12 protein-coding genes are annotated in these 14422 nt (G+C 45.8%); 1 reads left to right on the top strand and 11 read right to left on the bottom strand.

What is annotated here, in order from left to right; translation table 11 throughout:
- Positions 1-4: 4 nt before the first annotated feature.
- From nuoI to GO495_RS00940, 10 genes are all read right to left on the bottom strand, one after another.
- Entirely contained in the window at positions 5-520 is a 516-nt protein-coding gene (nuoI, locus tag GO495_RS00985) for an NADH-quinone oxidoreductase subunit NuoI (RefSeq protein ID WP_157297845.1), read from the bottom strand.
- A gap of 19 nt (positions 521-539) precedes the next feature.
- Positions 540-1487, bottom strand: coding sequence for an NADH-quinone oxidoreductase subunit NuoH (gene nuoH / locus GO495_RS00980; protein WP_338075336.1), 948 nt, complete (start codon positions 1485-1487; stop codon positions 540-542).
- A gap of 5 nt (positions 1488-1492) precedes the next feature.
- Positions 1493-4186 (bottom strand): NADH-quinone oxidoreductase subunit NuoG, encoded by a 2694-nt coding sequence (nuoG, locus tag GO495_RS00975; RefSeq protein WP_157297843.1) that lies wholly within the window; start codon positions 4184-4186, stop codon positions 1493-1495.
- An 11-nt stretch (positions 4187-4197) separates the two neighbouring features.
- Entirely contained in the window at positions 4198-5472 is a 1275-nt protein-coding gene (gene nuoF, locus GO495_RS00970) for an NADH-quinone oxidoreductase subunit NuoF (RefSeq protein ID WP_157297842.1), read from the bottom strand.
- A gap of 3 nt (positions 5473-5475) precedes the next feature.
- Positions 5476-5940 carry an NADH-quinone oxidoreductase subunit NuoE gene (nuoE, locus tag GO495_RS00965; protein ID WP_157297841.1) on the bottom strand — a complete coding sequence of 155 codons (465 nt, stop codon included), beginning with the start codon at positions 5938-5940 and terminating at the stop codon, positions 5476-5478.
- 15 nt (positions 5941-5955) lie between these two features.
- Positions 5956-7695 (bottom strand): NADH-quinone oxidoreductase subunit C/D, encoded by a 1740-nt coding sequence (nuoC, locus tag GO495_RS00960; protein ID WP_157297840.1) that lies wholly within the window; start codon positions 7693-7695, stop codon positions 5956-5958.
- A gap of 13 nt (positions 7696-7708) precedes the next feature.
- On the bottom strand, positions 7709-8347 hold the full coding sequence (nuoB, locus tag GO495_RS00955) for an NADH-quinone oxidoreductase subunit NuoB (RefSeq protein WP_157297839.1): 639 nt from the start codon (positions 8345-8347) through the stop codon (positions 7709-7711).
- Complete coding sequence (locus tag GO495_RS00950; RefSeq protein WP_157297838.1) at positions 8328-8765, bottom strand: NADH-quinone oxidoreductase subunit A; 438 nt, start codon at positions 8763-8765, stop codon at positions 8328-8330. Before GO495_RS00950 ends, nuoB begins: the two co-directional genes overlap by 20 nt.
- 107 nt (positions 8766-8872) lie before the next feature.
- Entirely contained in the window at positions 8873-9304 is a 432-nt protein-coding gene (locus tag GO495_RS00945; protein ID WP_157297837.1) for a CBS domain-containing protein, read from the bottom strand.
- Positions 9305-9397: 93 nt separating this feature from the next.
- Positions 9398-10219, bottom strand: coding sequence for a helix-turn-helix domain-containing protein (locus GO495_RS00940; protein WP_157297836.1), 822 nt, complete (start codon positions 10217-10219; stop codon positions 9398-9400).
- 100 nt (positions 10220-10319) lie between these two features.
- Between GO495_RS00940 and GO495_RS00935 the strand changes: the two genes are divergently transcribed.
- Positions 10320-12083, top strand: a complete 1764-nt coding sequence (locus GO495_RS00935; protein ID WP_157297835.1) for a DUF885 domain-containing protein — start codon at positions 10320-10322, stop codon at positions 12081-12083.
- Between the two features lie 41 nt (positions 12084-12124).
- Here GO495_RS00935 and GO495_RS00930 read toward each other — a convergent pair whose 3' ends face one another.
- Positions 12125-14254, bottom strand: a complete 2130-nt coding sequence (locus tag GO495_RS00930; protein ID WP_157297834.1) for an elongation factor G — start codon at positions 14252-14254, stop codon at positions 12125-12127.
- Positions 14255-14422 lie beyond the last annotated feature (168 nt).

Below are 14422 nucleotides of genomic sequence, written 5' to 3'. Positions count from 1 at the left end.
TATTTCAGGGTAATAAACTTTTTATATCCACCGGTTCTTCTTCATTGCTTCCTTTTCCTTTTTCTTTCACGCCTGCATCCAACCCGGCCACATTGTAAAAGTTGTAACCAGGATATTTTCCCTGACTATCAATGAGCAGGTCTTCCTTTTCATACACGAGGTCCTGGCGTTTATATTCTCCCATTTCAAAGTCCGGAATAAGCTGGATGGCATAAGTCGGGCATGCTTCTTCACAGTATCCGCAAAAAATGCAGCGGGAAAAATTAATGCGGAAGAATGCCGGATATCTGCGGCCATCTTCATCTTCTGTAGCCTGTAACGCGATACAATCCACCGGGCACGCAGCAGCACACAGGTAACAACCCACACAGCGCTCTCCTCCATCCGGATCTTTTGTCAGCACAATACGTCCACGCCAGCGCGCTGCCAGCGGCGCTCTTTCTTCCGGATATTCAATAGTGACCTTTTTATGAAAGAGGTGGATGAAGACCAACCACATTGTACGCAGGTGACTAATCATGATGATGTTTTTATTTTTTTTAAGATCTGAGCCAAAGCGCTATTGCGCCGGTTACTAACAGGTTTACCAGTACCAAGGGCAGCAATATTTTCCATCCATACCCTAACAGCTGATCATACCGCGGACGAGGGAGTGAAGCCCTCAGCAGGATGAAAAGTGCGATGAATACAAACGTCTTCAGGAAGAACCATACTACCGGCGGCAGAAATCCGGGGCCCAGCCAGCCACCGAAAAACATGGTAACCGTCATTGCCGATATCAGTGAAATGCCGAGGTACTCTCCTATAAAGAACATCCCGAATTTCATCCCGGAATATTCTGCATGGAAACCTGCGATCAATTCACTTTCAGCTTCCGGTATATCAAAGGGAAGACGATGCGTTTCTGCTATCCCTGCGATAAAGAAAATAATGAAACCGACGGGCTGCGTAACAACAAACCAAACGTGCTGCTGCGCTGTTACAATAGTTGTCAGATTAAAAGACCCGCTCAACATTACCACCCCCATCAGGGAAAGTCCCATAAATACTTCATATGCTATCATCTGTGAGGCTCCGCGTAAGGCGCCAAGCAGGGAATATTTGTTATTGGATGCCCAACCTCCCAATACAATACTATATGCACCCAATGATGACATGGCCAGAAAAAACAACAGCCCGACATTCAGATCTGCGACTACAATGCCTGGTGCGAAAGGAATAACTGCAAGGCCCATCAATACACTGGCTACTACTATGGCAGGCGCCACGATGAATACCAGTTTGTCTGCGAATGGCGGGATCCAGTCTTCTTTAAAGAAAAGTTTCAGCGTATCAGCCAGCACAATAAAAAGCCCGAGCGGACCGGCACGGTTAGGTCCCAGCCTGTCTTGCCAAAGGGCCAGCAGTCTGCGCTCTACCCAGATAAGACCTGCGGCAATATTCAGGAATACGAAGAGTACGCCTAAAACGATCCATATGTGTTGCATGACCGTCATACTATTTCTGTTGAGATGTTTACCCATGATCCCCAGCTCAATGCGTCCGTACCTCTTAGTCCTGCCGGTACCAGTACAATGCCATCCGGTAATGATTCCTGTATAGAAAGTGGGAATGTGTATGTTTTATTATCAGCTTTAACAGAAACCATATCCCCGTTCCTTACATGGTGCCTTTCCGCATCGTGTTTAGACAACGATACATAAGGTCCGGAAGAAAGAGATGCAATTCCCGCTGTGTATACACTCAGTTCGCCGGATCCGAAGAGATGGTACTGTGGTAGCAGCATCCATTTATCCGGACGGGGTACAAATGCTTCCGGTGCATCCTGGTAGAAAGCGGGGAGCGTGGTCGTCTTTTCAAACAAGCGGATACCCGGATCTCCGCCTTTTAACATGCCACCAACTTCCTGCTGGTACTTGTTTACCGACTGCCCGGAGTTCCATCCCGGTGACCAGAAGAAGGGGATCAAAGGAGCAGGAGGTAATCCTCTGTATCCTTCCATGGTATATGACAGGGAGGAGTCATCATCCTGCAGCGGTTTGGGCTCGCTTACGGCCATATTGGCCGTCATAGCTGTACGACCACTATACCGGTGTGCTTCCCGGGGAATACGGGCCCCATGAATGCGAAAATTGTGGGGTGGCGCCACTTTACTGATACCCGCAAATTTTGGGAACCTGTTTTCAAATGCCAGTAGTAAGTCGTCAGGATTTCTTTCATGCCCATTGCCGGCAGTTGTTTGTAATGTTCTGATATCCGAGAGCCATTTAAAGCTTTCCCTGATCTCCTTATTGGCTGGCATAAATACCTGGCAGCTGCGCTGTGCGCGGCCTTCGTTATTCACGAAAGTACCATCCGCTTCGGCGAAGGTAGCTGCCGGGATCAGGACATGCGCCTTTTCAGTGGTACGGTTATGTAATGTGTCGAGTACGATGATATGTTTACACTTGCTGAAAAAAGTATCTGCTTCGATGGCGGGGATACAACGGTAGAGATCATTTTCCAGGATAATAGCAGTGATGTTTGTTGTCTCCTCTGCATAAGCGGCCGCTTTCTCAAAGGAAGGCGCGCGCATCATGGCCAGTCCCAGACTATTGCATTCCTGCAGTACGAAGGCCAGTCCCGCATTCAACGTTGCGGCAATGTCAAACGAGGCCCGGATCAGGGCATTGCTCCAGCAGGATGTGCCGGTAATGATCACAGGATGCCTGGCTTGTTGCAAGGCTTTACCAATGATTGCAGCCTGGGTGTTGATCATTTCTCCTGCATCAGGAACTTCAGGCAGAGACGGGTTGAGTACATGCGCTATCGCAAAGCCCAGTCTTGCCAGATCATCCGGCGCTGCCCGCATCGAGACGGCTGCTATTTCGTCAAGTGGCGAAGGCACTACCGTCACATTTGCCAGGAATCCTTTGGTCTCCTGTACAAGTTCTTTAATGGCCAGATCCTGCCAGGAAGGAAGAGGGATCTGTTCCGTTGTATGGTTTGCAGCGGTCTTCATCACTGACTGACGCACTGCCAGCGCCATAACAGATGCCGTATTCCAGATATCTTCACCCAATATCAGCACGGCATCTGCCTCTTCGATCTCTTTCAGGGAAGGCGTGTGGATAGCGCCGGATTCCAGAATGTCCACTATTTTTTGTTCAACATATGCCAGGTCATCCGGTATGCCCTGATAGAAGTTTTCTTTACCTACCAGTTCAAGGAGGGCATAGTTGCTTTCGAGAGAAGCCCTTGGCGAGCCAATACCAACCAGGGTATGTCCGGACAACAGTTTGCCTGCATGTTGTATCAGCTTATCATAGGCTGTTGCTTCTATTGTTTGGTTACGGATAAGTGGCTGTGTGATACGATTTTCACTATTCACAAATTCATATCCGAAACGTCCTTTATCACAAAGGAAATAGCCGTTCACTTCACCATTATACCGGTTTACGATATTGCGCAGTTTACCATAACGTTCGCCGGCAATTACGTTACAGCCAAGGCTGCAGTGCTGGCAAACGGAAGGCGCATTGGTGAGGTCCCATTTCCGGGTATAATGTTCTTTTAATGTTTTATCTGTAAAGACCCCCGTGGGACATACTTCTGCGAGATTCCCGCTATAGGGGCTTTGTAACACCCCGTCTTTTTCCCTGCCGAAATAAACATGATTATGTGCGGAGAAAACATTGAGATCCTTCCCTCCTGCATAATCCTTGTAAAAACGTACACAGCGGTAACACTGTATACAACGGTTCATTTCGTGATTGATGAGGGGGCCGAGGTATTGGTTGGTATAGGTCCGTTTCTTAAACTCGTAACGCCGGTAATTATGTCCTGTCATCACAGTCATATCCTGCAGGTGGCAGGAACCGCCTTCATCGCATACCGGACAATCATGCGGATGATTGGTCATCAGCCATTCTACCACCTGTGAGCGGAAAGCTTTGGCTGTTTCATCGTTTATGGATACACGTAATCCGTCTTTCACACCTTCCATACAACTCATCACGATCCGTCCACGTGTGTCTTCTTCGTCTTTAAATACTTTTACGGCACACTGCCGGCAGGCGCCAATGCTGCCCATGGCAGGATGCCAGCAGAAGTATGGGAGATCAAGGCCCAGGCTCAGACAGGCTTCCAACAGGTTCTTACCTGTTTTTACATCGAAGGGTTTATTATCAATATAAATTGTAGGCATTGTGAATATTGTTAGTCATACGGACATTTTTTATGGTCAATATGTTTTTCAAAATCATCCCGGAAATATTTTAAGGCACTTTGTAATGGTTCCATAGCACCGGGAGCCAGTGCACAGAAAGTATTACCTGGTCCCAGTAATTGCGTATGCATTTGCAGCAGTTCAAGATCTTCTTTTCGGCCTTCCCCTTTTTCCATGGCCAGGAGGATCTTTTCTACCCAGGGTAGCCCTTCCCGGCAGGGAGTACACCATCCGCAGCTTTCCTGTGCAAAAAAATGCTGCAGGTTATGTACAAAGCCAACAGGACAGGTGCCATCATCCATTACGATCATAGTACCGGTACCTAAACGGCTACCTGCTGCTGCAACAGATTTGTAATCCAGTTTGATATCCAGGTGCTGTACCGTCAGAAAATCTGTAGATGCTCCGCCCGGTAATACACCCCTCAATTGAAAACCGGATTTCATACCTCCTGCGTGTTCTTCGATCAGTTCGCGCATAGTAATCCCCATAGGCAGTTCCCAGGCGCCCGGTTTTTTCACTTTACCACTCACGCCATATAGTTTTGTGCCACCGTCTTCACTATAACTCAACCCCTTAAACCAATCGGCTCCATTGTTTACGATATGTGGAATACAACAAAGTGTCTCTACATTATTCACGATAGTAGGCTTACCAAATAATCCGCTGATTTGCGGAAAAGGAGGTTTGGCCCTGGGGGTAGCCCGTTTGCCTTCCAACGCATTCAGTAAAGCGGTTTCTTCTCCGCACATATAGCGGCCTACTCCGGTATGGAGGTGCATGTCCAGATGGAAACCGCTTCCCAGGATATCCTGGCCCAGGTACCCGGCATCATATGCTTCCTGAATACTTTTACGCAATAGTGCTGCTGCCTCATGATAAGCCCAGCGTAAGAATACATAAGCGGTGTCTGCCTGGATAGCATAGGCCGCCAGGATCATTCCTTCTATCAGTTGATGCGGGTTGCCTTCCAGTAACACCCTGTCTTTGAAAGTGCCTGGCTCCATTTCGTCAGCATTGGCAATAAGATATTTAGGATGAGGTGCCTCATCTCCCATTGGAACAAGACTCCATTTTATACCAGTGTTAAAACCAGCTCCGCCACGCCCTTTCAGATTACTGTCCTGTACCAGTTTTTGAAGGGCAGCCGGTGACATACCACTACATACTTTGCGTAGCGCAGCATATCCGCCAGCTTGTTCATACTCCTTCAGATTGAGTGGCGGGCGGTCGGGGTAAATATTACTGGTAAGCGGACGTTCCATTTATTATGTGTATTTTTTTAAAATGTCATCCAACAGCGCCGGTTCCACATCCCTGTATAAATCTTTATCTATCATCAAAGCAGGAGCGTGATCACAGCAGCCGAGACATACATTTGGTAACAGTGTAAAACGGTTATCCTCACTTGTCTGGCCCATGCGTATATGCAGTTTTTCTTCCAGCGCCTTATGTAACAGCCGGTATCCCATTACATAACAGGAGATACTGTCGCACAGGAGAATGATGTGTCTGCCTACAGGCTTACGGAAGATGAGGTTATAGAAGGTAGCCACGCTATCTACTTCCGCAGGACTTATTTCCAGATAATCGGCAATTGCTTCAATGCTTTCATCACTGATCCAGCCGCGGTGCTGCTGCACGATCTTCAATGCTTCAATCACGGATGCTTTCTTATAAGGCACCAGTTCTATTTCGTGATCTATTGCTTTTTTTTCTATTGCTGTAAGCATAAAAGTTTTATTTCACTATCTGTCTATATCTGCCAGTACATAATCCACACTTCCCAGAATGGAAAGCAGGTCTGCCACTGTATAACCTTTACTGATATACGGTACCATCTGCATGTGTGCAAATGAGGGGGTGCGTATGCGTGTGCGATAGGATGATGTATTACCATCACTCACCAGGTAATAACTGTTCGCTCCTTTGGTAGCTTCTATGCAACTCATTGCTTCTCCCGGGGGGATAACGGGGCCCCAGCTTACGCTCAGGAAATGGGTGATGAGGGTTTCTATATCCTGCATAGTATGCTTTTTAACAGGAGGTGTGGTTAGGGGATGGTCTGCCTTGTAACTCCCTTCGGGCATATTATGCAGACATTGTTCTATGATCCGCAGGCTTTGCCGCATTTCCTCTACTCTCACAACAGAGCGGTCATAGCAGTCGCCGTGCTGTGCAATGGGAATATCGAAATCAAACATTTCATAACCGGAGTAAGGGCGTTTTTTGCGGAAGTCCCATTCGAAACCACAGGCTCTTAGTCCGGGGCCTGTTACGCCCCATTCAATGGCTTCTTCCAGGGTATATATACCAATGCCTTTGGTACGGGCCTTTATCAGACTGTTGCGTAATACCATATTATTGTATTGCTTCAGCTGCTTCGGAAAATTGTCTACAAATTCACGTACAAGTCTATCCCATCCTTTGGGCAGGTCCTGGACCACCCCGCCAATACGGAACCAGTTGGGATGCATACGGTCGCCACAGATGGCTTCAATGATATCGAATATTTTTTCTCTTTCGGTGAACATATAGAAGACGGGGGATAGTTGCCCGAGATCCTGTGCAAATGTTCCAAACCAAACGAGGTGACTGTTAATACGGAATAATTCACATAACATGATCCTGATCACTTTGACCCTTTCCGGCACTTTTATACCTGCCAGTTCTTCTACTGCCAGCAGGTAGGCGAGGTTATTCATAACGCCGCCCAGGTAGTCCACCCGGTCCGTATAAGGGATGTAGGTATGCCAGCTCTGGCGTTCTCCCATTTTTTCTGCTCCGCGGTGATGAAAGCCGATCTCCGGTATCGCATCAACGATCTCTTCCCCATCCAGTTGCAGGATGATACGCAGTACACCGTGGGTGCCGGGGTGTTGAGGCCCGATGTTCAGAAACATAAAATCGGAGTCTTCACTATATGATTGCAGGCCCCATTCTTCCGGTTTGAAGCGCAGGGCTTCCTGTTCAATGTCCTGTTTTTCATTCCATAGGCGAAATGGGCCCATTTCTGTTGCTCTGGCCGGATGTTCTTTGCGGAGTGGATGACCTTCCCAGGTAAGGGGCATCAGGATACGTTGCAAGTGGGGATGGCCTTCAAAGCGGATACCAAACATGTCATATACTTCCCGTTCGTACCAGTTGGCATTTTTAAAAACAGCTGTTATGGAGGGCATCGTGGGATATTCGCCAACCAATGCTACTTTGAGTCGTATGAAATTATTCTGCTTAAATGAGAACAGGTGATAAACAATGGTAAAGTCGGCAACGGGGAGCTGCTCTTTTCCTGCCCGGTCCCGTTCGTCTATACCGCATAGATCGTACAGGAATGGAAAGGAGTTTGATTTAAGGTATTCAATAACAGACACAATAATGTCCTTACTGGCCCATAGCGTAAGTATCCCGTCGGCAGTTACCTGCTGTTGAAAAGCGTCGGGGCCGAAGTGTTGTATTAAATATGAGGGAATATGATCAACAGTCTGCATATCTATACCAATTTTATATTTCGTCGATTCCTCTGAAAGAGGTCATCTTTGTCCGCTCTTCACGTTTTTTCTCTTTCATTGAAAGCATGTCTGGTTTTATTACCCCCTGTTCACCAATGGCCCAGCTAAGCGGACGGGCTTCTTTACCTACCGCATCAGCCAGGAGCATCAATCCCTGCATAAAGGCATCTGGTCTGGGAGGGCAGCCTGGCACATATACATCTACCGGCAGGAATTTGTCCACTCCCTGTACCACACTATATATATCATACATACCACCACTGTTGGCACAGCTTCCCATGGAAATAACCCAGCGGGGTTCCATCATCTGTTCATGAAGCCGTTTGATGATAGGTACCATTTTAATAAAGACCGTCCCGGCAATGACCATCACATCTGCTTCCCGCGGTGTACCACGGATCACTTCCGCACCGAACCTTGCTACATCATATTTGCTGGTGATACTGGTAGCCATTTCTACAAAGCAACAGCTCAAACCAAAATGGAATGGCCACATGGAATTTTTGCGTCCCCATGCAAGCAGGTCTTGTACGGTGGTCAGCATAATACTTTTGCTAACGGCATCTTCCATACTGCCGGTTCCCGAGATATGGCCCGACTGATCACCTGTTTTACTTAGCCACCATTTCATTTTGCTGTTGTTTTAGTTTGTGAGCCTTTAATATTTTTTTTGCGTCTGCACCAATGTCAAGTGCACCAATGCCCCATTCATAGATCAGCACAACTACCAACTGTGCAATGAACAGGCCGGCACCAATATAACCAGGCCATCCCAGGTCATATAACCCCAACGCCCAAAGCATAATAAAAACAGCCTCAACGTCGAAGATGACAAATAGCATGGCAACCAGATAGAATTGTGTAGAGAAGCGAATGCGTGCGGTCCCGGTTTGCTCTATACCACCCTCGTAGGGTTTACCGGTAGCACGGTCGTTATGTCGTTGTCCTAACACATAGGATAACGCAAGTATGGCAGCTATCAATACTACCACCAGGCTTGTATAGAGCAAAAGAGGCCACAGGGGAATACTTAGTATTTCGTTTCCCATAACGTAAATTTTTTCCTGAAGAGAATACGATACGTATTCTTCTTTTAATAAAAAAGAAAGATGGTGTTTAATCCAATCGACATACCCAATAATGGCGCAGAAGGATCCTAGCTAACGATGTAATGTTCGAGATTCTGAATAATGAAGTCTTTGTTGCTGATGACATATTTGAGAATGTCACCGATGGAGATAAGGCCAGTCAGTTCATTGTTTTCAATAACGGGGAGATGGCGGATGAACTTATTCGTCATCAATTGCATGCAATACTCAATCTTTGTATCAGGAGTAACGAATACCGGTCTGTTATCCATAATGTCCCTGACTAGTGTTTCCTTAGAAGAACGTCCTTTGAGGACAACTTTGCGTGCGTAATCCCGTTCAGTGAATATGCCTATCAATTTTCCACTTTCGTCCACTACTACAAGTGCGCCTAGATTTTTTTCTTCAAGTACTTCCAATGCTTCGTACACAGAGCAGGTGATGCAGATTGTGTACACCATATTTCCTTTTATTTGCAGGATATCTCTTACAGTATCCATAAAACAAATATTTAAGGAGGTTTATATACCTTTAAGTTAATCTTTTTTTAGCTAAAAAAACGGAAAGAGGTATTTTTAATTTAGACAACTCCACTAAAATTGCCTGTAGTCTTTTGGCAGAATCCCGGTAATATTCCTGAAAGTTCTGGTAAAGTGGCTTTGATCAGTAAAGCCACATTCGTAAGCTATTTCCGTAAGGCTGTATCTTTTATTTCTGACCAAAGCCAGTGATCTTTCAATTTTAATCCTCCTTATATATTCTCCTAATGTGCAGTTGAAATATTTTGAAAAGTATTTTGAAATATTTACCGGATGAATCTGCACTTCTTCAGACAGCTCACTCAGGCTAAATGGCGTATTCCATTTCTCGTGCAGGTATTCTTTCAGCAATGATGACCAGTGATTGTTCTTTTCGGGTTTAGGCTTCCCCCCATCCTGCTGGCAGAGCAATACGCATAATTGTTCTATTGAAAGTCCGGAATCGGTATCATTCAATAAATACTCCTTTAATATCTTTATTACCAATACCTTTTTTAAATGCTCATCATAATATGACCAGTAATTATCTGCTGCAGAATATTTCAATTTGTTCCTGGTGAAAAATCCGGGCTGTAATTCAAGGTTAAAAATCCTTGTATTCTCTTTGTAGTCCGTGTTTTTATGCAGCATGCATGGGTTATAGAACAACGAGTCCCCTTCTGTCTGACAGACCGTATTGTATTCCCCTACCTCAATACTTCCACCATTAAGTATATGTGAAAAGTGCGGGTTCTCATGGTAATGCCATACGGATGAAATCCCTTCGGCATATTCATTTTCACTGGCTATGATGTCTCCGAAATGTAACTCCTTCTTAGCAGGACCTACATAACGGCCATTTGAAAAGCACTCCGCATTTTTTGAGTCATCAGTCATTAACATATATAAAAATAATAAATAATCACTATTTTAAGCTAATCTCATACAATTTTAAACCTTACAGACCCGCTAATTTTACAGCATCAAACAAGCTCAGATGCAATATATAATCAGATGTATGCTGATAACAAGCAGCCTTTTCATTACACGAAATGGCATTGCGCAGCAAAAGGACCTTCAACAGTTATTTGAAAATTACTACCGGGAATCTCTAAAGCTCCAACCGCTGGATGCTACCTTTTTAGGATACCATGAATATGATGATCAACTGGCCAATGACATTTCAGCCCCATATATTGCTGAAGTTTCCCGGTTTGATGAGAAATACCTCAGATCGTTGTCATCTTTTGATAAAGAACAGCTAACACCGGCTGACCGTATTTCCGTTGATGTTTTAAAGAAGATATTAACCAGAGATCTGGAAAGCAGAAAACTCCACCTGGAATACCTTCCTTTAAATCATTTCAATTCTATCCCTTTATTTATTGGTCAGTTAGGTTCGGGTAGTTCGGCCCAGCCTTTTAAAACGGTACAGGATTATCGCAACTGGATAAAGCGTATTGCAGCTTTTAAAATATGGGCAGCCACCGCTATCCTTAATATGAAAAAAGGTGCCGAAGTTGGGACCGTACTTCCCAAAGTACTGGTAATGAGAATCATTCCGCAAATGGAAGCGCTTGGAAAAGATGATTCCCTGAACGCATTTTATACCCCGCTGAAAACACTGCCGGCTGAATTTACATCTGTACAAAAGCAGGAGGTCAGCGCCGAACTGGGAAAAGCTATTCGTGAACAATTATTGCCCGCTTACAAACATCTGGCGGATTATCTTAAAAATGAATACCTGGCCCAAGCAACAGACTCCTCAGGTTTATCAGGCATCACGGGCGGAGCTGCAATGTACAGATACTATGTAAAGTACTACACCACCACCAATTCCAGTCCGGAAGAGATATACCAAAAAGGACTGGATGAGGTTTCACGTATCAGGGCAAAAATGGAACTGATTAAAACCCGGACTGGCTTTTCCGGTACGCTGAATGAGTTTTTCGCATTTCTGAAATCAGATCCTCAGTTCATGCCTTTTAAAACGCCCGAACAGGTATTGCAGGCCTACCGGGATGTATACGCGAAAATAAAGCCACATCTGCCCGAGCTGTTCAGTGTATTCCCCAAGGCAGATTTCGAGATCAGAAGAGTAGAGTCTTTCCGGGAAGCCGGCCAGAACGGTCCTTCTTATACACTTGGTTCCATTGATGGCAAAAAACCAGGCGTCTTTTATGTGCCGGTGCCGGATGCAACTAAAATCAGTACTATAAGTCCGGCCCTGGAAGCAACTTTTATTCACGAGGCCATCCCCGGACACCATTTCCAGATATCCCTGCAACAGGAAAATACGACACTGCCTACATTCAGAAGAAGTATTTCCTTTAATGCATTTACGGAAGGGTGGGCACTGTATATAGAATCTTTAGGAAGCAGATTGGGGTGTTATACAGATCCTTACCAGGAAATGGGTGCGCTTAACAATGAAATGATGCGGGCTATCAGACTTGTTACCGATGTCGGTCTTCATACCGGTAAGATGACACGCGAAGGAAGTATTGCTTATATCATGGCTAATCTGCCTACCAGTGAGGCAGATGCGACCAGTGCTACCGAGAGGTATATGGCCATACCCGGGCAGGCGCTTTCTTATAAGACCGGAGAATTGGAGATCCTACGTCTGCGCGCGATGTGTGAAAAACGACTGGGGAAGAAATTCAGTATCATTAAATTTCATGATGCCCTGCTGGCTCAGGGAGATATGCCACTGACCGTACTTGAAAAGTATATCAATGACTGGTGTGCCAGGCAGTAAATTCTATCCAGCCTCCGCAAAATGCGGAGGCTGGATAGAATTTACACCGCCACTTCTTCTCTCTTATATTCTTCCATTAATTTCTTTTGTAAATCTCCGGGAACAGGGGCATATTCAGCAAACACCGCTTTGACCTTTGCCTTACCCTGGGTAACATTCCGCAGTGCTGCATATAGCTTGTCCAATTCAGCCTGTGGCGTGCGGGCGCGGATCACCTGGAAACCATTCAGCGTATCCATCCCCGTAATAATGCTGCGCCGGGTTTGCAGCTCACCCATAATATCTCCCATCATACTGTCCGGTGCAGTCGTTTCTACATCAAAGACCGGTTCTAAGAGCTGAGGATCCGCCTGATGGAAAGCCTCTTTGAATGCCATCATACCTGCTATTTTGAAAGAGATATCATTACTGTCTACCGGATGCATTTTGCCGTCATACACGCTCACGCGTATATCACGTACATAAGACCCCGTTAGCGGTCCTTCCTGCATCTTTTCCATGATCCCCTTTAAAATAGATGGCAGGAACCTGTTATCAATCACGCCTCCGACAATACAATTGTTGAACACCAGTTTACCCCCCCAGGCAAGGTCTATGGTATCCGTATCCCTTACAGGATAATCCTTTAGCGCAGGCATCCCATCATAATAAGGCTCTATCTTCATATAAACCTCTCCAAACTGCCCTGCTCCGCCCGACTGCTTCTTATGCCGGTAATTAGACATCGCAGACTGACGGATAGTTTCCCGGTAAGGGATCTTAGCCGGAAGAAACTCAACAGGCATTTTATAGACATGTTCCAGCCGCCAGCGGATCAATGAAAGGTGCAGTTCTCCCTGTGCATGCAGAATAACCTGCTTCAGCTCTTTGTTGTATTCTATCTCCAGGGTAGGGTCTTCCATGTGAATCTCTGCCAGCACTTCTCCCAGTTTCTCATCATCTGCCTTATTGATCACTTCTACAGCTACCCGTACTTTAGGTAACGGGAACACGATAGGCGCCACCTGTGTACCGGATTGCTTATCACTTAAAGTATGATTTGTTAACGTATTCTTCAGTTTGAGCGTACACCCGATGTCTCCCGATCGTAATAATTCCACCGGGTTACGGTTCCGCCCATCAGCAATGAACAGCTGGTTGAGGCGTTCGGAGGTATTTCCTTTCTCATTATAGAGTTCGATACCTGGTCTTATCTCACCGGAAATCACTTTAAAGAAGGATAGCCGGCCGATATGAGGTTCCAGCAGGGTCTTAAAAACAAATAACACCGGAGGACCAGCAGGATCACAAGGAATAGGTTCCCCGTCTTCGGTCTGTTCCGGTGGCATCTCTATTGCCGCAGGGGCAACATTGTCTATAAACCCCATCAGGCGGCCGCTACCCATGTTATTTACGGCGGACAGGCAGAATACAGGGAATACCTGGTGTTTCAGCATCCCTATCTTCAATCCTTGCCTCAGTTCGTCCTCGTCCAGGTTCCCTTTTTCAAAATACTGTTCCATCAGGGTATCATCATTCTCGGCTGCTTTTTCCACCAGTTCATTATGCAGGCGTTCCGCAGTTTCCTTTTCGCTGTCGGGAATAGGTAGTTTTTCCGGTTTCCCTCCGTTTTCAGGGAAACGGTATAAAGTCATTTTAAGCAGGTCTATTACGCTGTTAAAACCAATACCCTGGTTAACAGGATATTGCATGACGGTAACAGCAGAACCGAATGCCCGGCGGGCATCATCCACAGTAGCCGTAAAGTTGGCGAACTCTGTATCCAGCTGGTTGACAATCAATATAGTAGGTTTCCGGTATTTATCTACATAATCCCATATCAACTCTGTCCCTACTTCCACCCCATGCTGGGCGTTGAGCAGTAAAAGAGCTGTATCGCATACACGGATAGAAGCGATTACTTCACCGATGAAGTCTTCCAGTCCGGGTGTATCGATAATATTGATCTTGTAATTACGCCATTCGGTGTGCAGGCAGGTAGCATACACGGAGCTACCTCTTTCGTGTTCAATATCATGATAATCAGATACGGTGTTTCGTTCTTCTACCGTACCGCGGCGGGGAATAATGCCGGCTTCAAATAACATGGTTTCGCACAGGGTAGTTTTGCCGCTCTTGGCGGCACCCAATAGTACGATGTTTCGGATGTGTTTTTCATCGTAGTCCTTCATAATGAAAAGATTAAGAGATGATGCGCAGATAATTTGGGAAACGTGGAAATTGCCGTTTTGGTGAGCTTTGCCGTTGCGAAGTAGCTGTGTGACCTGTTCTTCCTATTAAGTTACTGCATTTTTCTGAGTACAACTATCATTATAATATGTTGCAACATCAACTTAATG

It is taken from the genome of Chitinophaga oryziterrae, assembly GCF_009758125.1.
Classification (GTDB): Bacteria; Bacteroidota; Bacteroidia; order Chitinophagales; family Chitinophagaceae; genus Chitinophaga; species Chitinophaga oryziterrae.
This window is presented reverse-complemented; position numbering and strand designations above follow the sequence as displayed.